Source organism: Kitasatospora sp. NPDC057936, assembly GCF_042887525.1.
Lineage (GTDB): Bacteria > Actinomycetota > Actinomycetes > Streptomycetales > Streptomycetaceae > Kitasatospora.
This window is the reverse complement of record NZ_JBHVPD010000001.1, coordinates 177,501-201,157: the sequence shown is the minus strand read 5'-3', so window position 1 is coordinate 201,157 and position 23,657 is coordinate 177,501. Positions and strand designations below refer to the sequence as shown.

Here is a 23,657-nt window from a genome sequence, read left to right as displayed (position 1 = left end):
CCGCAGGCCCCGGGGCGCCCCCGGCCCCCCCCCCCCCCCCCGGGGGTCGGGGCGGCCCTGACCCCCGGGGGGGCCGGGCGGGGGGCGGGCCCCCGCCCCGGGCCACCACGTTGCTCCCGCCCTCCGCAGCGCCCGAGTTCGGCACTGCGCCGAGCGGCGGGCAGTCGGTGTCGCGGTCGGTCAGCCGAGCGAGGCGAGGAAGGTGTCGAGCGCCTGGACCTCGGCGGCCTTGTCCGGGTGCGAGGCGCGCAGCGACGTCAGGACGTGGTCGATCTCGCCGTCGAGGAAGTGCCAGGCCTGCCCGTTCTTGGGCTGGAGGCTGTCCTGGTCGTCGTCCCACGCCGTCTCCAGGTCCTTCACCCGGCTGGTCGCGGCCTTCTGGTCCCCGGCGTCGAGCTTGGCCAGGGTGTCGGACGCGATGGTGCGGAACTTCGCGATCTCCGCCGGGGGGAAGGAGGACGTCGCCTGCTGCGGCGTGAGGGAAGCGGCCACGGGTGCCGGGGCGTCGGCCTCGCCGGCCACGGCCGCGTGCGGTTGCTGGTTCGCCCACACGAGCAGCGCTCCGGCCGCCACCGCCACGAGGGCGAAGTAGCCGAGCATGACCCGCTCACGCGCCGGGTTCGCCGCCTGCGGCGTGCGGGCCTCGTCGTCGGCCGCGATGACGTCGCTGCGGCTCCGGGTGAGGTGGACGACCGTGGCGAGGATCGCGGCCAGGAAGATCACGCTGGTCACGGCGGTGCCCAGGCCCAGGCCCCCGTCGCTGCTCGGCGAGGCGAGCCAGTCGCCGAGGTTGGCGCCGAGCGGGCGGGTGAGGATGTAGGCCAGCCAGAAGGAGAGCACCGCGCCGGCGCCGAGGCGCCGACCGACGACGATCGCGGCGATCAGCCCGAGCGGAAGGAGCACCGACACGCCCGGGGCCCAGCCCGTCAGCTCCAGGGTCCAGTCGCCGACCGCGGTGCCGAGGGCGAAGGTCACCAGGACCGCGAGCCAGTAGAAGAGTTCACGGGAGCGGGTGACGATGCTGTGGATCGACAGCGTCCGCTCACGCGCGTACCAGATCCCGAAGACGACGGCGAGGACGCCGGCGAACACGCCGCTGCTCACCGCGAGGGGGACGCCCTGGCTGTCGGTGAGGATGTCCGTGTACAGGGTGCCGGTCACGCTCAGCACCACGACGGTGAGCCAGTACACGAACGGGACGTAGCGCTTGGTACCGAGCTGCCAGCCCAGGGCGCCGGCCAGCACGGCGGTGAAGATCAACGAGGTGTCGACCAGGCCGACGCCGAGGGTCGTGTTGATCCAGTCGGCGAAGCTCTCGCCGACCGTGGTGCAGAGGATCTTGATCACCCAGAACCAGATCGTGACCTCGGGCACCTTGTTGATCAACTGGCGGCCGAGCGACGCGGCCCCGGATCGCTCCATGGTGGATGTCATGACGCCGAGGCTGACACGCGCGACCTGAACACAACCTGAGCGCGTCACCGCGGGAATCCGCGAGGTCACCGCAGGCACAGCGGCACGGGGCCACCTGCCGGGAGGCGGCCCCCGGCGTCCTGAGCCGCCCAGACTGCTCTCATCCGGACGGGCGATACTGTGCCGATGACCGATCACCGGGTACTGGTCGTCGAGGACGACCACGGACTGCGCGAGGCCCTGGCCCGCGGCCTGCGCGAGGAGCAGTTCGACGTGCTGACGGCCGCCGACGGCGCGAGTGCGCTGCGCGCGGTGCGGCAGCAGGTCGACGCCGTGGTGCTGGACATCGGCCTGCCCGACTCCGACGGCCGGGACGTGTGCCAGGCGATGCGCGCCCACGGCTTCGCCGTGCCCGTGGTGTTCCTGACCGCGCACGGCGGACTCACCGACCGGCTGTCCGGGTTCTCGGCCGGCGGTGACGACTACCTGGCCAAGCCGTTCCACATGGCCGAGCTCGCCGCGCGGCTGCGCGCCGCCATGCGCCGGTTCGGCTGCGAACCCGGCGGCGGGGGCTCGGAGCTGCGCCTCGACCCGGCCCGGCACGTCCTGGCCGGACGGGACTGCTCGGTCGCCCTGACCCCCACCGAGTTCCGGCTGCTGGCCTGCCTGATGGCCGTACCCGGAGCCGTCGTCCGCAGGCGGGCGCTGCTGCGCGCGGGCTGGCCGGAGGGCGCCATGGTTACCGACAACACCCTCGACCAGTACCTGGCGCGCCTGCGTCGCAAGCTGCGCCAGGTGGACGGCGCGCACGGCATCGCCACGGTGCGCGGCGTGGGCTACCGGTTCGAATGAGACCCTCCACCGGGCGGATCCGCCCCCACCGGCTGCCGACACGGCTGCGTTCGGTGCGTCCCCGCACTCTGCGCGGCCGCCTGGCACTGATCGCCCTGGTCAGCATCGCGGTCTGGGTGGCCGTGCTGACGGCCGTCTTCCAAGGGCTGCTCACCGCACAACTGAACAGCCAGGCCGACGAACTGCTGCGCACCCGGGCCACGGCGGCGGCCGCCACCGTCCGCCCCTCCGCCGACGGCAGGCTCACCATCGACGAACCCGCCGACGACAGCGCCCTCGACGTCGGCGTCTGGATCTACCAGGACGACCAGGCCCTGGAACGCCCGACCGCCTCGCGCGCCCTCCAGAACACCGCAGACCGGCTCGCCGGCGGCCCCGCCGGATTCAGCCGCAGCACCGGACCCGACCCCGCCCGCCTCTACGTCCTGCCCGTCCTCGCGGGCGACCGACGCGTCGGCGCCGTCGTGGCCGCCGTCGGACCGGACCCCGGAGAACCCACGGCCGAACTCGCCCTGACCGCGGCCGCGGCCCTCGCCGCCCTCATGCTCGCGGCCGTGTACCTCGTCACCCGGGCCGTGGTCGGAGGCGCGCTGCGCCCGGTGGCGGCGATGAGCGCCCAGGCGGCGGCCTGGAGCGCCGCCGACACCACCCGCCGCTTCGGCACCGCACGGCGCCCGGCCGAACTGTCCGCCCTCGCCGGCAACCTCGACGAACTGCTGGACCGGCTGGCCGCCGTCCTGCGGCACGAGCAGCAGCTCACCGCGGAGCTCTCGCACGAGCTCCGCACACCGCTGGCCCGGATCACGGCCGAGACGGACTGGCTGCTGGCGAGGCCCCGGGACGCCGCCGAACAGCAGGCCGCCCACCGCGCCATCGCCGAGAGCTCGGCGCGGATGCGGGAGATCTGCGAGACGCTGCTCTCCCAGGCCCGCGACGGGATCGGCGCGGGCGGCGGAACCGGCGAGGCGCCGGGCCGCTGCCTGCTCGCGCCACTGCTGGCCACGCTGGCCGAGCGCAGCGCCCAAGAGTTCCCGCACGCGCCGCCGGTTCGGGTACACGGGGGTGACGCACAGGTCGTGGCCGGCGTTTCGGCCCCGATCGTCGAGCGCATCCTGGCGCCGCTGCTCGACAACGCGCGCCGCTACGCCCGGACGTCGGTGACCATGGAGTGCGCGGGCCGGCCCGGCTCGGTCACGGTGGTGGTCAGCGACGACGGCCCGGGCATCCCCGAGGGGGTGGGCGAGGCGGTGTTCGAGCCAGGACGCCGGGCCGATCCCGGGGACGGCCACGACGGCGCCGGCCTCGGCCTGGCCCTGGCCCGCCGCCTCGCCCGCGCGGCAGGCGGCGACCTCACCCTCGGTCGGCCGTCCACCGGCGCCGGCGGCTGCTTCGAGCTCTCCCTGCCGACGGGATGAGCCTCCCGCGGCCGTCGCCGGGGCTCACGTCCCGGTGGGGCCTTCCTCGCCGTCCGGCCGGGTCGCCAACGCCGGCAGCGGCGTGTACGCGGCCACCAAGTTCGGCATCAACGGCTGGTCGGAGTCGCTGCGCAAGGAGCTGCTGCCCGACGTCCGCGTCACCGTCATCGAGCCCGGCGTCGTCGCCACCGAGCTGCCCACCCACATCACCCACGAAGCGACCTGCCAGGGCGCCCGGCAGCTCTACGACGTCGCCCAGGTCACCGCCGAGGACGTCGCCGAGGTCATCACCTTCGCCCTCCAGCGCCCCCGGCACCTGGCCATCCACGAGATCCTGCTTCGCCCCGCCGGCCAGGCCTGACCCGATCACCCCGCGCTCCCTCCCGGCTCTACTCCGCGGGCTCCTCCAGGAGCCACCAGGCACACAGGATGAACGGGGTGCCGAGCCCGCCCACGGCGACCATGATCCACAGCGGCCAGTAGCCGCCGCCGGTGACGGGAGCCCGCTGCGGGTGCACGGGGTCGATCCGTACGCCGACCCGGTGTCCGTCGGGCCACTGCTCGTCCGCGCCCTCGTCGGCGCGGTACTCGTGCCCGTCCGCCGTCCAGTGGTAGGTGCACTCGGTGCTGGTGTCGCCGCTGTCGTGGCAGCCGGTGACGGTGGCGGACACCCGGAGCGTGGCGTGAACGTCGCGGTCGTGCTGGTGGAACCAGCCGCTGAGGGAGAAGGCGAAACCGCCGGCGAACACGCAGAGCATCAGGGCGAGCAGGGCGCTGCGGAACAGGGCTCCGGCCACGGAGCCGGAGCGCGGGCTCTCGCCCAGGGCGACGCTCACCGGTCCGGCCAGCGCCGCGACTGCCGCCGCACCGGCCGCACCCCTCCAGCCGGCGTACCAAGGCGTCGAGCCCCACGGGGTGCAGGCCGTCGTCACCGCGCCGGCCAACACCGCGGCCCAGGCCGCGCGTTGGAGCAGGCGCACGGCGCCGCGCGCCCGACGGCGCGGGCCCCCGGCCCGGCTCGGGGCGGCGGGGGGCCGTCGGTCTTCGGGAGTCGGCGGAGTCGGAGGAGCGGGAGGAGTCGGAGGAGCGGGAGGTCGGTCGTCCGCGGTGGTGGTCACCCGGCCACGCTGGCAGAGGCGCGGAACCGGCACCAGAAAGCGGTGCTCACCCCCGGCGTTCAGCGATGCTTACGGCACAGGCGTGGCGGACGGCCCGCCGGGCGCGGTCCGCTCGCCGGGATCGACCAGATGGCTGCTCACCCGCGGCTCACCGTCGGTCAGGCCCTGCGCCGCCAGCCGCTCGCCCGCCGTCAGCAGCGCGCTCTGGAGCGCCTCGCCCGCCGCCCGTACCGCCGGGGGCGCGCCCCACGGGCCGGTGCGCCGCAGCAGCCGCACCAGGTAGGAGCCGGGCACCGGCAGCGAGGTGACGGTGCCGGCGCCCGGGCCGATCAGGGCGGCGGCGTTCGCGGGCAGGATCGCGGCGCCGAGGCGCGCGGCGAGCATGGTGTAGACGGCGAAGCGGTAGCGGGCGGTGTGCTCCACCAGCGGCACGATGCTGTGCTCGGCAGCCAGGCGCTGGAAGGCCAGCTGCCGGGGGGAGCCGGCCGGGGCGGTGATCCAGGGGCGGCCGGACAGCTGGGCGGGGTCGGCGGGCGACGGCCAGTCGGCCGGAACGACCAGGCGGTAGGCGTCCTCGAACATGACGCTCGCCTCGACGCCGGGCGGCAGCGGGGTGGGCTCCTGCCGGTCGTCCTCGATGACGAGGACGTCCAGTTCGCCCAGGCGGAGTGCGCGCAGCCCCTCCTGCCGCCCGGTCTCCACCAGCCGGGGGACGAGGTCGGGGTGGGTGCGGGCGAGCAGGTGGACGGCGGTGGTGGCGAAGAACGTGATGGCGGGCGCCGGCACACCGATGGCGACCGGGCCGGCGGCGGCCCCGCCGAGTGCCCGCAGGTCGCGGGCCGCGTCCTGGAGCGCCTGGCCGATCCGGTCGCCGTAGCCGGCCAGCAGGCGTCCGGCGGTGGTCAGTTCGGCCCGTCCGCCGGTGCGGTCCACCAGCGGGACGCCGACCTCGCGTTCCAGCCGGCTCAGCTGCTGGGACACCGCGGAGGGCGTGTGGCCGAGGGCGCGCGAGGCGCCCGCCACGCTGCCGGAGTCGGCGATCTGGCGCAGGATCAGCAGTCTCTTCGGGTCGAGTTCCACCACTGCGCCGCCCTTTCGCTCCGCCCGGGTCGAGGACGCCCATCCTGGCAGAGGCCGCGGCGCCGGTCCGGACCGCTCGTCCGAGCGTCCCTAGGACAGGTCCCAGACCTCGATCGTCAGTGCCCGGTCGGCCGGGCACGCGGCGATCCGTTCCGGATGCGTCTCCACGGCACGGGCCTGGACCCATGTTCCGGTACCGGAGCCGGGCACCGCACCGGCGGCCAGCAGGGGCAGGACGTGCTCCGCGCGGGCGGTGTAGCGGTTGGGGTACCCGCCGCGGATCAACTGCTCGGCCTTGCCCGCGGCCACCAGCTCCTCCACCCACGTGATCCCTGACGCCCCGATCTCCCACCTGGCGAGTACGAAGTCACGGCGCTGCTCGGGGATTGCCCGGTCGTACTCCTCGGGGCTCAGTTCCGTGATGCCGATCCACCAGCCGAGCATGTTCCGCGTCCTCCCCGCCGACGTCACTGCCGACGTCACTGCCGACGTCACTGCCGACGTCACTGCCGACGTCACTGCCGACGTCACTGCCGACGTCACTGCCGACGTCACTGCTGCCGAAGCCTACTGGGAGGGCGGCGCGACGTCATCGGCTTACCGTCGTGCTGTCGAGCTGTGCCCGAGAACGGTCCGGCGGCGCCGCCAGGCCCGGCGCCGCGCACCCTCAGGGCTCGGCCAGGTATCCCTGCACCGTCCGGGCCAGGAGCGGGGCGAGCCGTTCCGCGGGTGCCGACGCGAGCGGCTCCACCTGGATCACGTAGCGCGCCATCGCCAGCCCGACGATCTGCGAGAGCGTCAGCTCCACCCTCAACTCCGGCTCCTCCAGGTCGAGTTCGCCCGCCAGCCGGCCCACGAGTTCGGTCACCATGAAGCCCCGCACCAGCGCCGCCACCTCCTCGCTGGCCGCCGCCGTGCGCAGCAGCGCCAGCAGCCGGTCCCGTACCGCCGGTTCCTCCCAGAGCCCGAGGACGAAGGCGGCCACGCGTTCGCCGACGCGCTCGCGTTCGCCCGCGAGCACGCGTTCCACGACGGCCCGCGGGTCGACCGGGAAGTCCAGTGCCGCCAGGAACAGCCGGTCCTTCGTCCCGAAGTAGTGGTGCAGCAGCGCCGCGTCCACACCGGCCGCGCGGGCGATCGCCCGCATGCTCGCCTTCTGGTACCCGCGGGCCCCGAACTCCGCCCGGGCCGCCTCCAGCACCGCGCCCCGGGTGTCCTCTCCCCCGGGGCGCCGTCCGACCCGCTTCTGCTGATTCCCCTCGCCACTCACGAGGCCATTGTCACCGGTGACACCTGCGCGCGACTTGACCGGCACCCCCGGCGGCGCAAAACTCATCACATGATGAATTCCATGGCGGGGCCGCCCGGCCCCGCGGTCCGCATCACCGGCCTGACCGTCGAACGCGGCGGCCGCCCGGTCCTCCACGGCCTCGACCTCGACATCGCCGCCGGCACCATCACCGGCCTGCTCGGCCCCAGCGGCTGCGGCAAGACCACCCTGCTGCGCTCGGTCGTCGGCGTGCAGCGCACCGCCGCCGGCCGCGTCGAGGTGCTCGGCCTCGACGCCGGCAGCCCCGCCCTGCGCCACCGCGTCGGATACGTCACCCAGGCCCCCTCGGTCTACGGCGACCTCAGCGTCGCCGAGAACCTCGACTACTTCGCCGCCGTCCTCGGCGCACCCGGGACCGACCCCGCCCGGGTGATCGCCCAGGTCGGCCTGACCGGCCACGAACGCGACATCGCCGACCGCCTGTCCGGCGGCCAGCGCGCCCGCGTCTCACTCGCCGCGGCCCTGCTCGGCACCCCCGAGCTGCTCATCCTCGACGAGCCGACCGTCGGCCTCGACCCGGTGCTCCGCCAGGACCTCTGGCGGCTCTTCCGCCGGCTCGCCGACGGCGGCGCCACCCTGCTGGTCTCCAGCCACGTCATGGACGAGGCCACCCGCTGTGACCGCCTGCTACTGATGCGCGACGGCAGGCTGCTCGCCCACGACACCCCCGACGCGCTGCTCCGCGCCACCGGAGCCGCCGACATCGACAGCGCGTTCCTCGAACTGGTGGAGGCCGGCCGATGACCACCCCCCGCACCCGGCCGCGGAGGGCGCACGCCCTGCGGCGCACCCTCGCCACCGCCCGCCGCGTCCTCACCCAGCTGCGCCACGACCCGCGCACCCTCGCCCTGCTCCTGGTCGTGCCCTGCCTGCTGCTCGTCCTGCTCAAGTACATGTTCGACGCCCAGCCCGCCACCTTCGACCGGACCGGCCCCGCCCTGCTCGGCGTCTTCCCGCTGCTCGTGATGTTCCTGGTCACCTCGGTCGCCATGCTCCGCGAACGCACCACCGGCACCCTGGAACGGCTGCTCACCATGCCGTTGGGCAAGCTCGACCTGCTCCTCGGGTACGCCCTGGCCTTCGGCGCCGTCGCCCTGCTCCAGGCGACCCTCGCCACCGCCCTCACCATCGGCCCGCTCGGCCTGCACATCGCCGGCCCCACCTGGCTGGTCTTCGCCGTCGCCGTCGCCGACGGACTGCTCGGCATGGCGCTCGGCCTCCTGGTCTCGGCGTTCGCGGCCACCGAGTTTCAGGCCGTCCAGTTCCTGCCCGCCGTCCTCCTCCCCCAGATGCTGCTGTGCGGGCTCTTCGTCCCGCGCGACGCCATGGCGACCGCGCTGCGCTGGGCCTCCGACGTCCTGCCGCTCTCCTACGCCGTCGACGCGATGACCCGGCTCACCACCACCGCCACCGCCGACTCCGCCGTGGCCCGCGATCTCGCCGTCGTCGCCGGCTCCGCCCTGCTCGCCCTCGCCCTGGGAGCCGCCACCCTCCGCCGCCGAACCGCCTGATACCGCCCTCGGTCCACATGGCCGTACCCTCCGGCCGGCAGCGCCGGACCACGGTGTGCGTGGTCCCGAGCCTGCCCGCCCGGCGGCCGGAGTGCGCGAAGGGCCATGCCGGACGGCGGCCGACAGGGCGCCGCCGACTGCCGGCGGATCCGAGACCCGGCCGGTTCGCGCCGCCGCAATAGATCGGGGACGGATGTTCGGTAGTCTCCGTTGATCGGCGGCGGTGAGCGCTGCCTTGGGGGGACGAGGGAGCCGGTAGATGGAGTCGCCTTCGGCCGGGCAGCGGTCGGCGGAGCAGGGCTCGTGGCAGTGGGACGACGCGGGCGGTGCCGGCGGGACGCCCGGGGACGTGGTCGGCGGGGGCGGGGAGGGGCCGCGGCTCGGCCGGCGGGGACTGCTCGTCGGGGCCGGGGTGCTCGCGGGGGGCGCGGCACTGTGGGCCTTCGGGCGCTCCGCCCGGACGGCGCCGCCGACGCCGCGGCCGACCGCGGCGGAGGGGCCCGCGCCGGCCTGGACGTACCGGGGGGCGGAGGCGATGGCGCCCGAGCGGCTGGCGGACCGGCCGGGCCGGCCGCTGTTCCCGTCCCGCACCAGGCTGGTGGTGCTGGATCCCGCGAGCGGCGCCCCGGCGCGGCTGATCACCTTCGACCAGCCGCGCCCGTACCCGCCGAGCGGCCCGGACTCCATGGGGAGCGTGGTGTTCGGGCCGGACCGGCTGTTCACCACCTTCCAGGGCCGCATCGAGTCCCGCCATCTCACCGACCCCGGCGGCGACTGGAGCCTGCCGCTGCCGGCGGAGTTGGGCCGCGGCAGCGTCCAACTGGCCGGTTGCGACGGCGGCACGCTGTACGGCTCGGTCCTCAACTACGGTTCGACCACGACCACGTCACCCGACACCAAGGTGTTCGCGATCCGGGTCTCGGACCGGTCGGTGCTCTGGTCGCGGCCCTTCGGGGCCGGCGAGAACCTGCTGGCCCCCGTGACGGCCGCCCCCGGCCTGCTGCTGTGCAGGCGCAGAGCCGGCGAGCGCACCGAGGTGGTCGTCCGGGATGCCACCGACGCCCGGGAGCTGTGGAAGGCCCCCGCGGACGAGAACCTGCGCTGGTACACCCCCGGACCGGAGAACATCTATGTCCCCGACGGCACCGGGGGCGTCCGCGCGCTGGCGCCGAACGGCGAGTCGCGCTGGACGGCCGGTCCGGCCGCGGGAGAACAGTGGCGGGCGCTGCCGCCGGTCGCGGACGGCGCCCGGGTCTACGTCCCGCGCGACAACGGCCTGCTCACGGGCCACGACGCAGTGACGGGCCGCCAGGTGTGGTCCTACCGGCTGCCGTTCCCGCTGGACGTCCGGAGCCAACCTTTGGTGGCCAAGGGCGTGCTGTACGTCCCCGGGCCGGCCGCCGGTGGCGTGTGGGCGATCGACGCCGCGACCGGCCGGCAGCTCTGGACCTTCCGCGACGGGATCCCCGGCAAGGACGTCTGGTCGCTGGCCGCCGACGACACCCACCTCTACGCGGGCCACGACGACGCCCTGCACGCACTGCCGCTGGGCGCGAGTTAGCTCACGCGGATCACAAGGTCCTGCGGCGTGCGGACCTCGGTCCGCACGCCGCAGGAGAGCGGTTCAGCAGGAATGCCGTTCAGCAGGAGAGCGGTTCGGCAGGAGTGCGGTTCAGCTCGCCATGGTGCTCTGGATGAAGTCCTTGAACGCGGTCACGTTGGTGTAGATCGACGGATCGACCGCACAGGTGGGCGAGGTGCCGCCGGCGCGGCTGGTGGCGCCGAGCAGCCGCCACTCACCGTTGATCTGCGCGATCGCCGGGCCGCCCGAATCGCCGTAGCAGGCGCCCTGGTTGCTGCCGTCCGGGCCCTGCGGGTTGTTGACGCAGAGTTCGGAGGAGGCGTCGAAGCCCTCGGCGCAGCCGCTCGGGAGCAGGCTGGTGTCGAGTTCCTTGAGCTGGTCGGGGCCGTTGTCACCACCGGGCTGCGGCGTCTCCTGGCCCCAGCCGAGCAGCCGGGTGGCGGTGCCGGCCGGCGCGCTGTCGGCGATCGCGATCGGGGTGGCCTGGACGGGGGCCGCGAGCTGGAGCAGGGCGATGTCGTTGTTGGTGCTGTAGTTCGGGTGCGGGACGACCCGGGCGAGCGAGGCCACCTCGCCGCCCGAGGTCCGGTCGCCCGAACCGACCCGGACGGTGAACTGGTCCGCCGTGCCGCCGGCCACGCAGTGTGCCGCGGTGACCGCCCAGGTGGGCGAGATCAGCGAGGCGCCGCAGATGTGCTGGCCGCCCTGTTGCAGCGAGACGATGAAGGAGTAGTTCTGCGACGCGCTGCCACCGCCGATGATCGGGGGGCTCGGCACGGGCGCGGCCGAGGCGCCGGTCCCGGGCGCGGCGAGCGCGAGCGCGGTGGCCGCAGCGGCGGCGGCGAGGATCCTGGGCAGCGGGAAGTACCTCATGGTGTGTCCTTGTCCGGCGGTGTGGGGCCGCCTCGTGGGGGATGACATGGAACAGATGTGGCATGTCCATGCCGAACTGCCCGCAAGGCTGGCCCCTGACGGCCCATCGGGGACACCCGCCGATCGGCGGGGAGAGCGCCACTGATCGGAGTATTGCGCCGCCACGCCGTCACCCCGTCACGCGCGGCTCCCAGGGCCACCACCGGGCCCCGGGAGCCGCCGCCGTCCGACCGTCAGGGCCTCAGCCGATCACCCACCGCTGGAGCGCCGAGCCGGTGTCCGGCTGCTGCGTGACGAGCGCGCCGTCGCCCGTCGAAGCCGTGGTCAGCAGGAGGCCGCTCTTCTGCGACGCGAGCGTGTACCCGCCGCCCGCCACCTGCGTCGCGATCCAGCGCTGGTTGGCCGCGCCGGTGCACGGCCACTGGATCACCTGGGCCCCGGCCGCTGCCGAACCGCCGCTGACGTCGGCGCAGAGCTTCGACTCGCCGTTCGCGAGCTGGTAACTGCCGTCCGCCTGCCGGGTGAAGACCCAGTTCTGGTTCCGGCCGCCGTTGGGCGTCCAGGTGACGAGCCGGGTGCCCTGGCCGGTGGAGTGGGCCGGGTCGTCCAGCGCCTTGCCCGAGGCCACCACCGTGCGGGTGCCGTCGAGCCCGGTGCCGGCCGGGCCGAGGGCGGTGAGCGTCAGGGTCTGCTCCGCCGCCGTCCGCGCGCCGCCGACGGTGCTGCCGCTGCGGTCGGTCCAACTCCGGTTCGGGGTCGTCTCGGTGAGCCGGTAGGCGTTCGCCGAGAGTCCGAGGACGAGGCCGCTGTAACGGTTCACGATCCGCAGCGCGCCGGTCGCGGTGCCGTCCGCCGCCGTGCCGGGCACGAGCCACCACTGCTGCCCGACCGTCGGCCCGCCGGCCGGAGCCGCGCCGAGGACGGGCCGGGCTCCCCACGAACGCCCGCTCACCGAGCCCGAGTCGACCCCGAGCAGCTGCCCGGTCGAGCCGTTGGCGATCCTGTACGAGCCGTCGCCGTTCGCCGCGAAGGTCCAGGACTCCAGCGGCGAGCCGGTCGCCGCGACCAGCGAGGTGGTGTCCGGGCCGCCCGCGGCCTGCGCGAGGACCCGTCCGTCCGCGTTCGCGATCCGGTAGACCCGGCCGGGGTCGACCGGCGGCGCGGCGGGCGCCGACGGGTCGATCGTGACCGGCACGTACTCGCCGTCCGCCCCGCCGGAGCAGCCGAACGCGCAGTAGGCGCGGAAGGTCCGCCCGACGATCGCCGAGCTCGTCCGGTTGGCGCCGTCGAGGAACCAGCGGTACCAGGAGGCCGTGTGGTAGCCGCCGGTGTCGCCGATCGGCACCCACTTCTGGGTCGAGAGGTCGGCGGTGGCGTAGTAGCGCTGGGGCGCGTTGCCGCTCTGGTCGACGGCCTGCGGTTCGCCGATGTAGAGGCCGAGGTAGGCGTCGTAGGTGACGTCCATGACGAACAGCGGCGAGGTCGGGGGCATCGTCCCGGCGGCGATCTGCTGGGCCGAGGTCCCGGTGTTGGCCGGGTCGTACTCGTCGGCCGCCGCCGTGTACCCGGTGGAGTTGTCCGCGTCGACGGGCACCATGTTGCTCTCGCGGCCGCCGGTGCCGAGCTCGGTCCAGGCGCCGTCGTACCACTTCCGCCAGGAACCGGGCGCCATCTTGGAAGCGATCGGCGCGCGGGCGACGTGGGAGTGGAACGCCTTCCAGCCGCCGCTCTTGTCGACGATGCGCGAGCCGTAGAAGACGTAGAAGTACCCGGAGGCGGTGTCGACGAGGAGCCGCTGGTCGCCGTCGCCGTAGGAGTAGGTCTCGTTGGGGAACTGCGCGGTGTCGCCCCGGCTCGTGCTGTACGGCGAGGTGATGACGTGGTCCCTGATCGCCCAGGTGCGGCCCTGGTCGGTGGAGACGGCGTAGTCGATGGCGTCGTAGTGGAGCCCGTCCCCGAAGGGCTGCGGGGTGAACTCGTTGTGCACCAGCCCGTACCAGTCGCCGGTGTCGGGGTCGACCCACACGCCGGACAGGTCGCAGTAGTTCTTCTGCGCGTACCCGCTGGCGCCGCCGGCGAACGTCGCGCCGCGCCCGGTGGGGCTGTTGTTGCAGCGCGAGGTCGTGTCGTCGTTCCGGTCGGCGGGGTCGGCCGGGTTGACGGCGCCGCTGATCGCGGCGGACCGGGTGGCGGTGTCGAAGTCGGTGCCGGTGAAGAAGTCCCAGTAGCGCGGGTCGTTCTTGCCGTACAGCGCGGCGGACTGCTGGAAGTAGAAGGTGCCGTCCTTGTCGACGTACGGGACGGCGGGGGTGTCGGTGGGGTGGGTGAAGGGCGTCGGCGCCCCGACCGTGACGGTGTAGGCGGCCGAGCGGTCGGGCTCGTCGGCCGAGGCCGCGGACGGCAGCGCGGAAGCGGTGACCGTGGCCGCGAGCAGGACCGCGGCGGTCAACAGGGTGGCGAGTCTGCGGGACGGGTGAGGGAACACGGGCACTCCCTGGCTCACTCTTGCTCAACTCTGCTTCAGTTCAAGCAACTTCGAGCACGACAGTGGCAGCAAGCGTCAGCCCGGTCAAGACCGGCGACACACTCCGCGCCTCGACTTCACTGGATAAGTCCGGCCATCACTGAATAAGCAGCCCGTAATCTGTTGACGCAGGAAATCCGAGATCCCAACCGCACGCCCGCGTGCGGATTTTTCGAAAACGTTGTGTTCAGCTCAAAGCCCTTTACTCACCGGCCCGTTGACCCCCATTTCCGGGACCTGCTTTGCTGTGGCGTGGCAGGCTGCACCGCCCCCATCCCCCTCGTAGATCCGTGACCGACGATCCGTCGGATCACGTGCCGGTGCCGCCTGTTCTCCTCCGTCCTCACCCCGCACAGCCCCGCTGCCAACAGGCAGGCGGGTGGTCGGCATGAGAGAGGCTCCCCCCACCATGGGTATTTCCCGCACGCCCCACAAGGCGGGCAGACCGACCCGCAAGGCGAGAACGACGGTCCTGTCCGGCGTCGCGGCGCTGGCCCTCGCGGCCGCCGGATTCGCCTCCACCGCCGCACAGGCCCAGCCCGAGGCGACGAACCGGCCGAGCGCGTCGGCGGCGAACCCGTTCAGCCCCCAGTACCAGCACCCGTACCGGCACGGCGTCATGCCGACCATCGCGCAGAACGCCAAGATGAAGGCCTGGGCGGACACCCACGCCGGCACCGCGGCGACCGGTCCGCAGACGCTGTCGTACGGCGGCGGCACCAACGGCGTCGGCGTCCTCGACGGCCACGCCAAGGTCTACCTGGTCTTCTACGGCAGCCAGTGGGGCAGCCAGGGCACCAACGGCAGCGGCGACGCGACCTTCTCCGGCGACCCGGACGGCGCCGCCGCCGTCGCCCAGGAGATGTTCAAGGACATCGGCACCGGCGGCGAGCTCTGGTCCGCCGACCTCACCCAGTGGTGCGACGGCCCCAACGTCGCGTCCGGCGCGGTCAGCTGCCCGTCCAACGCCAGCTTCGTCCCGTACCAGAGCGGCGGCGTCCTGTCCGGCGTCTGGTACGACAACTCGGGCGCCTCGCCGAGCGCCGCCAGCGGCAACCAGCTCGGCCAGGAGGCCGTCAACGCGGCCGGCCACTTCGGCAACACCACGGCCGCGTCCAACCGCGACGCGTACTACGTGATCCTCTCGCCGACCGGCACCAACCCGGACAACTACCAGAACCAGTACTGCGCCTGGCACGACTACACGGGTGACACCACGCTCACCGGCGGCGCGGTCAACTCGCCCTACGGCGACCTCGCGTTCTCCAACCAGCCGTACAACATGGACTCCGGCGCCGGCTGCGGGGTCGGATTCATCAACTCCGGCAGCGGCACCCTCGACGGCTGGACGATGACGCTCGGCCACGAGTGGCACGAGACGATGTCCGACCAGTTCCCGGCCGGCGGCTGGACCAACCACGTGTCCGGCAGCAGCTACAACGGCCAGGAGAACTCCGACGAGTGCGCCTGGCTCTCCCCCGGCACCACGGGCGGCGCGGCCATGATCACCATGGGCACCGGCTCCTTCGCCGAGCAGGCCAGCTGGTCCAACGACACCAACTCCTGCGCCATCTCGCACCCGATCGTCGGCGGCGGCACCGGCCAGAACACGGTGACCGTGACCAACCCGGGCAGCCAGAGCGGCACCGTCGGCACGGCGGCGAGCCTGCAGATCCACGCCACCGACTCGGCCTCCGGCCAGGCGCTCACCTACTCCGCCACCGGCCTGCCGGCCGGCCTGTCGATCAACTCCTCGACCGGCCTGATCTCCGGCACCCCGACCGCCGCCGGCACCTCGTCCGTCACCGTCACCGCCAAGGACAGCACCAACGCCTCCGGCAGCGCCTCCTTCGGCTGGACCGAGAGCACCGGCGGTGGCGGCGGCAACGCCATCACCAACGGCGGCTTCGAGACCGGCAACCTGTCCGGCTGGACCTCGGCCGGCTCCACCTCCGCCTCCGGCTCCGCGGCGCACAGCGGCGGGTACGGCGCGATGGTCGGCTCGGCCAACCCGAGCACCACCTCCTCGATCGCCCAGACGTTCACCGCCCCGGCCGGCTCCAGCAGGCTCTCCTTCTGGTACAGCAACACCTGCCCGGACACCGTGACCTACGACTGGGCCACCGCCACCCTAAAGGACAACACCACCGGCACCACCACCACGGTCCTCGCCAAGACCTGCGCCGCCACCTCCGCGTGGGTCAACAAGACCGCGGCCGTGACCCCGGGCCACAGCTACACCCTCACCCTGACGAACCGCGACGACAACTACCCGGGCGACCCGACCTACACCTACTACGACGACGTGACCGTCTCCTGACGCCCACCTGATCGTCCGCACCACCGACCCTTGCCGGGGCGGGCCCCGAAGGCCCGCCCCGGCAAGGGCTTCGCTCCTCACCGCAACCGGCCCGCCGGATCCCCCACTGCCTCGTAGTACACCTCCCGCGACCGCCGGGTCCGCCGCACGAGCCCGCCCCGGTGGAGCGCCTGCAAGTGGTACGAAACCGTGCTCGGACTGAGGCCCACGCGCGAGGCCACGTCGGCCGTCGTCCGAGCCCGCGTCAGCTCCGCGAGGATCGACGAGCGCGATCCGCCCAGCCGCTCCCCGGCCTCCCGCGCCAGGCCGAGCGCCGGGTAGACCACGACGGGCGTCCGTCTCCCCGCCGCAGGGTCGAAGGACAGCATCAGCCCCGGCGGAAAGGCGCCCGGCACGAAGATGACGCCCGGCCCGGTGATCCGCAACCCCGGCTGCCGGTCCGGACGGCCGGGCCGTCGCACGGACAACGTCCCGTCGTGCCAGCCCACTTCGGGGTGCAGACCGGCGACCATCCCGCCCAGCCCGAGCCCCGCCGTGAGCTCCCCCCGGCGGGCGATGTCGTGCTCCAGCCGCGCGGAGAGCCCCGCCCAGTGAGGCCCGAGGACACCTGACCAGAACGCGCCCAACTCCCCCGCCAGCCGCTCCGCGAAGCCGTCCTCCCCGCGGTCCAGCGCGTCCAGCACGAGGGCGCGCGGCCTGCGGGCCGGAATCCCGAGGTCCGCGAGCCCGGACAGCACCAGCCCCATCTCCGCCCGGACCCGCTCGACCGGAGCGGTGGCCACCAGGTGCAACTCGTCCTCGACGGCCGACCGGTAGGCCGCCGGCTCCGGCGTCAGGAAGTCGGGCGTGTAGCCGTCCGCACTGATCGCCAGCGCGGCGAGCAACCCCAGCCGCCGCCCGACGATGACGTCCCGCGCCCGCAGCCGCCACTCGTACGGCACCGCGCGAGGCTGCCGCCCGAGGGTGAAGAGCAGGTGCATGGCCTGGTAGAGCGGCGACACGGCGAAACGCGTGCGCGCCACCGCGGCCGCCGAGAGTTCGATCCGGATCACGTGATTCCCCCTTTTACGCGTGATCGTCTTCGAATTGTTTCGAATGATTCGACCGGCGATCCGTCATCCGATTTCCTGGTCCCACGGGCGAAACGACCGCCCACCGAAACTCGGGAAAGGAACGCTCAATGAAGCGTCTGAAGGCCGTACTCGGCACCGGCGCGGCCGCCCTCGCCGCCACCGCCTCCCTGCTCGCCGGCGCGGGCACAGCCCACGCCGACACCATCAACGGCTGCGCGGACGGGTACGTCTGCATCTACGCCAACGACGGCACGATCACCAACCGGTACTACAACTACGGGACGTACAACCTCTCCAACCAGTACGGCTACAAGTGGATCCTCAACAACCAGACCGGTGGCGCCAAGGTGTCGTTCTGCACCGGCTACAACGGCGTCGACTGCGGCCCCGCCTACACCGCCGTCTCCTGGCTCTACATCAACCTCACCCCCATCAACTCGATCGTCATCGCCGCATAGCACAAAAGCGGCCACGATATCGAGTTCGATGACGAATCAAGAATCATCGAAACCGGCCGCCCGTTTCCCCGTCCCCCCGGACGGAGGAAACGGGCGGCTCTCGTCTTTCGACCCTAAACGAACCCGCCTTACCGAACACTTACCAATCGCTCGCGCCCGGCCCTCGTATCACCACCCCCACGCCCACCGTCTAGGCTCGGGGACGATCGAACGAAGGACCGAAGGGAAGCACGTGGGCAGCTGGGAGCGCGCGCTGGACGCGGCGGGGATCGACGACCCCGGACTGCGCGGCGACTACGGCCGGCAGCGCGAGCAGGTCACCGCCTACCGCCGCGAGGCCGCCCTCGCCGCCGGGCTGCTGCTGCCGCCCCGGCTGGTGCCGCACGTGATCGCCGCCACCGCCTTCATGCACCGCACCGACACCCTGCTCGACAGCGGCCCGGTCGACGAGCGGCGGCCCGCCTACGCGCGCTGGGAGCAGGAGGTCGTCGAAGGACTCGCGACCGGCCGGACGGACAACCCCGAGCTGCGCCCGCTGCTGGCCTCCGCCGCCGCGCGTCCCGTCCTGCGCGAGCGCATCCCCGGCCATCTCGCCGGAGCCCTCGCGGACCTCGACTTCACGGGCTTCGCGACCGAGTCCGACTACCAGGCCTACCTCGACGGCTACGCGCTGCCGGCGTTCATGGTGGTCGCCGCGCTGCTCGGCCCCGACGGCGACCAGAGCGCGTACGAGGCCGCCTGCCGCGTCTTCATCGACGCGAGCCAGCGCCTCGACTTCGTCAGCGACCTCGCCGAGGACCTCGCCGACGGCCGTCTGACGATCCCCGCCGACACTCTCGGCCGGCACGGCGTCACCCGCGCCGACCTCGAACAGGGCCGCGACACACCGGCCTTCCGCGCCCTGGTCGCCGAGCAGCTCGACCAGGTCGACCGCACCCTCGCCGCCGCCCGCACGGTGGTCGACCTGGCCCCGCCGGCCCACCGGCCGATGGTCCGCTGCATGGTCGGCCTGGAGGCCCTCACCAGCGCCACCGCCCGCGCCGACGTCCCCGCTCTGCTCCGCCGGTCCGCCGGCCCGTCCAAGCTCGGCGCCCTGCGCCTCCTGGCCCGCGAGTACCTGCGGGCCCGCCGCGTGGCGCGCTGACGGCAGGGGGGCGACGTCCGGCCCCCGCCCGAGCGGGCGAGGGCCGGAGGGGGTCGTCGGTCAGCAGGTGGGCACGTCCGGCAGCCAGGCCGGGCCCTGGAGGTAGATGTTGCTGATCCAGCCGTGGTAGTCCGGCAGGTAGGACCACGCGTCGTTGGTGTAGCCCTCCGCCGTCACCAACTCACCGTGGGTCTGGCACTGGACGCGCACGGTCGTCGGGCCGGGCAGGACGGCGACCGGCGGGCGCGAAGTGCCAGGCGTCGGGCGGATGTTGACGCCGTTGCTCCACGTCTGGTGGTTGGTGGTGGCCGCCGTGCCGGGGTCGTAGCGGACGGCGCCCGCGTAGTCGGCCATGTTGTGGCTGGTCAGGTCGGACACCATGATGTGCGTGTCCGACTCCCGCGCCTCGACGATCTTGCCGCCGCCCAGGTAGATCGCCACGTGGTGGACCCACGACGTGCCCCAGAACACGAGGTCGCCGGGCTTCAGCACACCGGTGTCGGTGCCCAGGCGCTGCCCGGGGAGCTGGAACTCCTCGGCGGCGTCCTTCTGCCCGACGACGTCCGAGCCCGCGGCCTTGTACCAGGCCCAGCGGATGAACCCGGAGCAGTCGTAGCCCTGCCGGTAGGGATCGTTCTTGGACCGCTCGGGGTCGCTCGGATCGACGCTGCCGTACGTGGCGCCCGGGGTCGGGCCGTGGCCGCCGCCCCACGTGTACCAGGTGCCGGCGGCGACCTCGTCGCACGCGGCGGCGATGGCGCGGGCGGCACCGTCGGATATCGGGGTGCCGCCCAGCCCGCACGCGGCGGTGGTGTCGGCGCGGGCCGGAGCGGCGAGGGTGATCGCGCTCAGGAGCCCGGCCAGGAGGGCAAGCAGCAGGCCTGCCGCGGGAGTTCTACGGTGGTTCGCTCGCAAGGAAGGTCCCCTCTTCATGGAGGTGCGACGGAACGGGCGGCGGGCCGCTCAAGGGAGGAAGCACCCGGCCGTGCGGCCGTCCCCCGTACACCCCCATGGCCGCACGACATCTGACGCATCGTCGGACACCGAATGCGGTCGCGGACCGCCGCCCGTGCCCCGAGCCTGCCCACCCGACCCGGCAACCGTCCACCCGCCACCGGTCGCCCATCCCATCGGGAAACGGGAAACCTTCCGGGAAACCGCGGCCGACCTGCCTCGACGAGCCCCGGTCAACACCCCGCCCGGTACGGCTCCCCCGGCAGCAGCGCCGCCCACCGCGCCGCGTCGACCGGTCCGAGCAGCCCGCAGATCGCGGCCGAGCGCGCACCGGTGTCCTGGTTCCAGAACCGCACCGTCCCGTCGCTGCCGCCGCTCGCCAGCGAGCGCCCGTCCGGGCCGAAGTCGACCGACCAGACGGCGTTCCCGTGCCCGGCCAGCGCGGCGACCGGCGCGCCCGCCCGCGCGTCCCAGGTCCGGACCGTCCCGTCGTTCCCCCCGCTCGCCACCGTCCGTCCGTCCGGCGAGAACGCGACCGCCCGCACCGCCCCCGTGTGCCCGGTGAGCGTCGCCAGCGGCCGTCGCTCCCCGGCGTCCCACAGCCGGACGGACCCGTCGTTGCCGCCGCTCACGAGCGTCCGCCCGTCCGGCGAGAACGCGAGTCCGCGCACGGCCCCCGTGTGCCCGGTCAGCGTGCCGACCGGGCGCAGCTCACCGACGTCCCACAGCCGCACCGTGAGGTCGTCGCTCCCCGAGGCGAGCGTGCGCCCGTCCGGGGCGAAGGCGACGGCGTTGACGAAGTCCGTGTGCCCGATCAGCACTCCCTCGGCCCGCTGCCAGGGCACGTTCCAGAGCCGGACGGTACGGTCCTCGCCCGCCGAGGCGAGCAGCCGCCCGTCCGGGCCGAACGCCACCGCGAAGACCGAGCCCTGGTGCCCGGTGAACGCCGCCACCTGGCTCCGCGCGGCCACGTCCCACAGCCGGACCGTCGAATCGGCGCCGGCCGAGGCCAGCAGCCGCCCGTCCGGGCTGAACGCCACGCCCAGCACCTGGCCGCCGTGCCCGGTGAGCACCCCGGTCTGCCGCCGCGTCGCGACGTCCCACAGCCGCACCGTCCCGTCCGCACCCGCCGACGCGACCGTCCGCCCGTCCGGACTGAACACCGCCCGCCACACCTCCGCGAACGGATGGGCGACGAGTGCCGCCGCCCCCAGGTCCCACAGCACCACCGACTGGTCGAACCCGGCCGTGGCCAGCAGCGTGCCGTCCCGGCCGGCCGCGACGCCGAGGACGTAGTCGGTGTGGCCCGCGAGCGTCGCGGTCACCCGCCGCCCGGCGACGTCCCACAGCCGCACCGTCCCGTCCCCGCCCGCGCTCACCACGGTGGCGCCGCCGTCCAGGTACGCCACCGCGTTGACGTCGTCGCTGTGCCCGGTGAGGACCGCCGTCGTGGCGCCGCTCGCGACGTCCCACAGCCGCACGGTGCGGTCCGTCCCGGACGAGGCCACGCTCCGCCCGTCCGGGCTGAACGCGACCCCGAGCACCTGCCCGCCGTGCCCGCTCAGAACCGCCGTGGCGGCACCCGTCACGGCGTCCCACAGCCGCACCGTCCCGTCCGCGCCCGCCGACGCGACCGTCCGCCCGTCCGGTCCGGTGGCGACGGCCTGGACCTCACTCCGATGACCGGTGAGCGTCATCAGCGGCCGGGGCCCCGCCGACACGTCCCCCGTGCCCCCGATGTCCCCCTTCAGCTTCGCGCCCTCGTCCCACGCGGCCGCCGACCAGACCCGGACGGCGCCGTCGGCCCCGCCCGACACCACCTCCCGTCCGTCCGCACTGAACGCGACCGCCCGCACCGGCCCGTCGTGCCCGCCCAGTACGACCGGCGAGCGCCGCCCGGCCACGTCCCACAGCCGCACCCCGTCCGACCCCGCCGAGGCCAGCACCCGCCCGTCCGGGCTGAACGCGACACCCCTGACCGGCCCGGAATGCCCCACCAGCGTCCCGCTCGGCCGCCGGTCCGGCAGGCTCCACAGCCGCACCGTCCCGTCCGAACTCGCCGTCGCCAGCAGCTTCGCGTCGGGGCTGATCGCACACCCGTTCACCGGCCCCGTGTGCCCGACCAGCCGCCCCGCGAACGGCTGCGCCTGCGTGCTCAGCAGCGCGCTGCGCGCCTCGACGGTCGGCGCGAGCCGGAACGCCCGGTCGGCGAGCAGCATCGACGCCTCGGGCCGCCCGGCGGCGAGCCGGCCCGACTCGGCCGCCATCGCCCTGGACGTCGCCGTCCGCCCCTGGTCGACCGCCGAGGACCGCTGCTGGTAGGCGAAGGCCCCGGCGGTGAGCGTGATCACGAGCAACAGGACCAGCGAAACGATGAGTCGACGCTGCCGTCGCGCCTGCCGGCGGGCCACCCCCTGGCGCTCGTCCTCATGCTTCCGGCTCGCCCGCAGAAAGCCTGTTTGACCATCCGTCAATTCACCGTGATGGAGCGGATCCTGCGCCCACTGCCAAGCCGCCGCGAGCCGCGCACCGCCATAGAGCGCGGCAGGGTCCCGTCCGTCCCGGTCCCACTCCGCAGCAGCTTCACCGAGTTGACGACGGATCAGCAGGCCGGCCCGGTCCGCCTCCACCCAGTCCCGCAGCCGCGGCCAGGCCCGTAGCAGCGCCTCGTGCGTGATCGCGACCGTCTCGCGGTCCACGGTGAGCAGCCGGGCCCGGACGAAGGCGTCCAGCACCGCCCCGCCGTCCCCGCCCACCAGCAGCGACAGCAGCTCCGCTCGCGCCACCGGCCGCCGGAACTCCTCGCCCTCCGGGCCGACTTGCACCAACCGAAGCAGGAGCTGCCGAGCGAGCTCCCGCTGCCCGGCGCCCAGCCCCGAGAACACCCGCTCGGCACTCTCCGCGACCGCGCCGTGGATGCCGCCCGTGCCCAGGTAGCCCTCCACCGTCAGGGTCCGCCCGTCGCGCCGCTGCCAGGTCGCCAACAGCGCGTGCGACAGCAGCGGCAGCACCCCGGCGCTCTCCGCCGCCCCGGCCCGCTCCCCCAGGTCGCGCAGCAACACCTCCACCAGCCCCGGTTCCAGCCCCAGCCCCGCCTCGGCCGCCGGCCGCGTGATCGACTCCCGCAGTTGCGCCCCGGCCATCGGGCCGAGCGCGAGCAGCCCGTGGCTGAGCACGGGCACGAGCTCAGGGTGGTCGAGGCACCGTCCGCAGAAGTCCGCCCGCACACCCAGCACGACGAGCGCCGCCGGGCGCACCGTCGCGAGCCCGCACAGCGTCCGGACGAACGCCCGCCGCTCCTCCTCGTCCGCACACAGAGTGAACGTTTCCTCGAACTGGTCGACGATCAGTGCCAGTCCGGCGCCCGACGGCTCCTCCCGCGCCGCCTCCTCCAGCGCCTCCCGCAGCGCGGCCAACGGGTGCGCCGTCGGCGTGCACACCGCCACCCGCCACCCCGGCCTCCCCTCGGGAGCCAGCGCCCCACCGCGCAGCGCCGGCACCAGCCCGGCCATGAGCAGCGAGGACTTCCCGGCCCCGGACGGCGCGACGAGCGCGAGCGGTCCGTGCCCGGCCCGCTCGGCCAACCGGTCGATCAGCTCGGCGAGTTCGCCGTCCCGCCCGGCGAACCAGCGCGCCTCCCCCGGCCCGAACGACGCGAGCCCCGGGTACGGACACGGCTCGTCCCCACCGTCCGTCCCTCGCTCATCGGCCCGCGGGCACTCGACCAGCCGCACCAGCGCGCCGCCCGCCCGCAGCATGTCGTCACACCGCTGCGCGAGGTCGGGCGTCGCGGGCTTGCCGCCGTTCTCGATCTTGCTCAGGTAGCCCTTGCTGTAGTGGACGAGCCGCGACATCTCCGCGAGCGAGAGCCCCCGCACCTTCCGCAACCGCCGCAACTCGGCCCCGAACTCCGGAGGCCGTCCCCATTCGCGCTCGTCGAGCTCCGACCCCACCCCTGCCCCCCAACAGGTTGACGCAACGCCATCATCATGACGGCCCGGCGGCTGCCG

19 protein-coding genes are annotated in these 23,657 nt (G+C 74.0%); 9 read left to right on the top strand and 10 right to left on the bottom strand.

Annotated elements, in window-relative coordinates:
• Window positions 1–180: 180 nt before the first annotated feature.
• Window positions 181–1,434 carry a hypothetical protein gene (locus ACFVU9_RS00855; RefSeq protein WP_387588634.1) on the bottom strand — a complete coding sequence of 418 codons (1,254 nt, stop codon included), beginning with the start codon at window positions 1,432–1,434 and terminating at the stop codon, window positions 181–183.
• Window positions 1,435–1,599: 165 nt separating this feature from the next.
• Here ACFVU9_RS00855 and ACFVU9_RS00850 point away from each other — a divergent pair, with 165 nt between their 5' ends.
• The 3 genes from ACFVU9_RS00850 to ACFVU9_RS00840 are packed head-to-tail and all read left to right on the top strand — an operon-like array spanning window position 1,600 to window position 4,041.
• The gene (locus tag ACFVU9_RS00850; protein ID WP_387588632.1) at window positions 1,600–2,265 is read left to right on the top strand and encodes a response regulator transcription factor; all 666 of its coding nucleotides are present in this window, start codon (window positions 1,600–1,602) and stop codon (window positions 2,263–2,265) included.
• A 53-nt stretch (window positions 2,266–2,318) separates the two neighbouring features.
• Complete coding sequence (locus ACFVU9_RS00845; RefSeq protein ID WP_387588630.1) at window positions 2,319–3,680, top strand: sensor histidine kinase; 1,362 nt, start codon at window positions 2,319–2,321, stop codon at window positions 3,678–3,680.
• A 34-nt stretch (window positions 3,681–3,714) separates the two neighbouring features.
• A complete protein-coding gene (locus ACFVU9_RS00840) occupies window positions 3,715–4,041 on the top strand; it encodes an SDR family NAD(P)-dependent oxidoreductase (RefSeq protein ID WP_387588628.1) in 327 nt (108 codons plus the stop codon).
• Window positions 4,042–4,069: 28 nt separating this feature from the next.
• On the opposite strand, the gene ACFVU9_RS00835 is transcribed toward ACFVU9_RS00840, so the two are convergent.
• The 4 genes from ACFVU9_RS00835 to ACFVU9_RS00820 form a co-directional block, all read right to left on the bottom strand.
• The gene (locus ACFVU9_RS00835; protein WP_387588626.1) at window positions 4,070–4,660 is read right to left on the bottom strand and encodes a DUF3592 domain-containing protein; all 591 of its coding nucleotides are present in this window, start codon (window positions 4,658–4,660) and stop codon (window positions 4,070–4,072) included.
• 207 nt (window positions 4,661–4,867) lie between these two features.
• Window positions 4,868–5,881: a LysR family transcriptional regulator gene (locus ACFVU9_RS00830; protein WP_387588625.1), complete on the bottom strand. Its 1,014-nt coding sequence runs from the start codon at window positions 5,879–5,881 to the stop codon at window positions 4,868–4,870.
• Window positions 5,882–5,968: 87 nt separating this feature from the next.
• On the bottom strand, window positions 5,969–6,322 hold the full coding sequence (locus ACFVU9_RS00825; protein ID WP_380446411.1) for a hypothetical protein: 354 nt from the start codon (window positions 6,320–6,322) through the stop codon (window positions 5,969–5,971).
• Between the two features lie 223 nt (window positions 6,323–6,545).
• Window positions 6,546–7,148 carry a TetR family transcriptional regulator gene (locus ACFVU9_RS00820; RefSeq protein ID WP_380446410.1) on the bottom strand — a complete coding sequence of 201 codons (603 nt, stop codon included), beginning with the start codon at window positions 7,146–7,148 and terminating at the stop codon, window positions 6,546–6,548.
• A gap of 69 nt (window positions 7,149–7,217) precedes the next feature.
• Between ACFVU9_RS00820 and ACFVU9_RS00815 the strand changes: the two genes are divergently transcribed.
• From ACFVU9_RS00815 to ACFVU9_RS00805, 3 genes are all read left to right on the top strand, one after another.
• Window positions 7,218–7,952, top strand: a complete 735-nt coding sequence (locus ACFVU9_RS00815; RefSeq protein ID WP_380493917.1) for an ABC transporter ATP-binding protein — start codon at window positions 7,218–7,220, stop codon at window positions 7,950–7,952.
• Entirely contained in the window at window positions 7,949–8,719 is a 771-nt protein-coding gene (locus tag ACFVU9_RS00810; protein WP_387588622.1) for an ABC transporter permease, read from the top strand. Before ACFVU9_RS00815 ends, ACFVU9_RS00810 begins: the two co-directional genes overlap by 4 nt.
• 259 nt (window positions 8,720–8,978) lie before the next feature.
• Window positions 8,979–10,280, top strand: coding sequence for a PQQ-binding-like beta-propeller repeat protein (locus ACFVU9_RS00805; RefSeq protein WP_387588620.1), 1,302 nt, complete (start codon window positions 8,979–8,981; stop codon window positions 10,278–10,280).
• A gap of 111 nt (window positions 10,281–10,391) precedes the next feature.
• Here ACFVU9_RS00805 and ACFVU9_RS00800 read toward each other — a convergent pair whose 3' ends face one another.
• Both ACFVU9_RS00800 and ACFVU9_RS00795 read right to left on the bottom strand, forming a co-directional pair.
• Window positions 10,392–11,174 (bottom strand): S1 family peptidase, encoded by a 783-nt coding sequence (locus tag ACFVU9_RS00800; RefSeq protein WP_380503358.1) that lies wholly within the window; start codon window positions 11,172–11,174, stop codon window positions 10,392–10,394.
• Window positions 11,175–11,415: 241 nt separating this feature from the next.
• A complete protein-coding gene (locus tag ACFVU9_RS00795; protein WP_387588618.1) occupies window positions 11,416–13,659 on the bottom strand; it encodes an RICIN domain-containing protein in 2,244 nt (747 codons plus the stop codon).
• Between the two features lie 448 nt (window positions 13,660–14,107).
• Between ACFVU9_RS00795 and ACFVU9_RS00790 the strand changes: the two genes are divergently transcribed.
• The gene (locus ACFVU9_RS00790; RefSeq protein WP_387588616.1) at window positions 14,108–16,018 is read left to right on the top strand and encodes a putative Ig domain-containing protein; all 1,911 of its coding nucleotides are present in this window, start codon (window positions 14,108–14,110) and stop codon (window positions 16,016–16,018) included.
• Between the two features lie 77 nt (window positions 16,019–16,095).
• Here the strand turns inward: ACFVU9_RS00790 and ACFVU9_RS00785 are convergent, their stop codons facing one another.
• Complete coding sequence (locus tag ACFVU9_RS00785) at window positions 16,096–17,070, bottom strand: helix-turn-helix domain-containing protein (protein WP_387588614.1); 975 nt, start codon at window positions 17,068–17,070, stop codon at window positions 16,096–16,098.
• A gap of 128 nt (window positions 17,071–17,198) precedes the next feature.
• Between ACFVU9_RS00785 and ACFVU9_RS00780 the strand changes: the two genes are divergently transcribed.
• The gene (locus tag ACFVU9_RS00780) at window positions 17,199–17,549 is read left to right on the top strand and encodes a hypothetical protein (protein WP_380444828.1); all 351 of its coding nucleotides are present in this window, start codon (window positions 17,199–17,201) and stop codon (window positions 17,547–17,549) included.
• 232 nt (window positions 17,550–17,781) lie between these two features.
• Window positions 17,782–18,693: a phytoene/squalene synthase family protein gene (locus ACFVU9_RS00775; RefSeq protein ID WP_387588612.1), complete on the top strand. Its 912-nt coding sequence runs from the start codon at window positions 17,782–17,784 to the stop codon at window positions 18,691–18,693.
• Between the two features lie 60 nt (window positions 18,694–18,753).
• Here the strand turns inward: ACFVU9_RS00775 and ACFVU9_RS00770 are convergent, their stop codons facing one another.
• Window positions 18,754–19,608, bottom strand: coding sequence for an NlpC/P60 family protein (locus ACFVU9_RS00770; RefSeq protein ID WP_387588610.1), 855 nt, complete (start codon window positions 19,606–19,608; stop codon window positions 18,754–18,756).
• A 272-nt stretch (window positions 19,609–19,880) separates the two neighbouring features.
• Window positions 19,881–23,600: a helix-turn-helix domain-containing protein gene (locus tag ACFVU9_RS00765; protein WP_387588608.1), complete on the bottom strand. Its 3,720-nt coding sequence runs from the start codon at window positions 23,598–23,600 to the stop codon at window positions 19,881–19,883.
• Window positions 23,601–23,657: the final 57 nt, after the last annotated feature.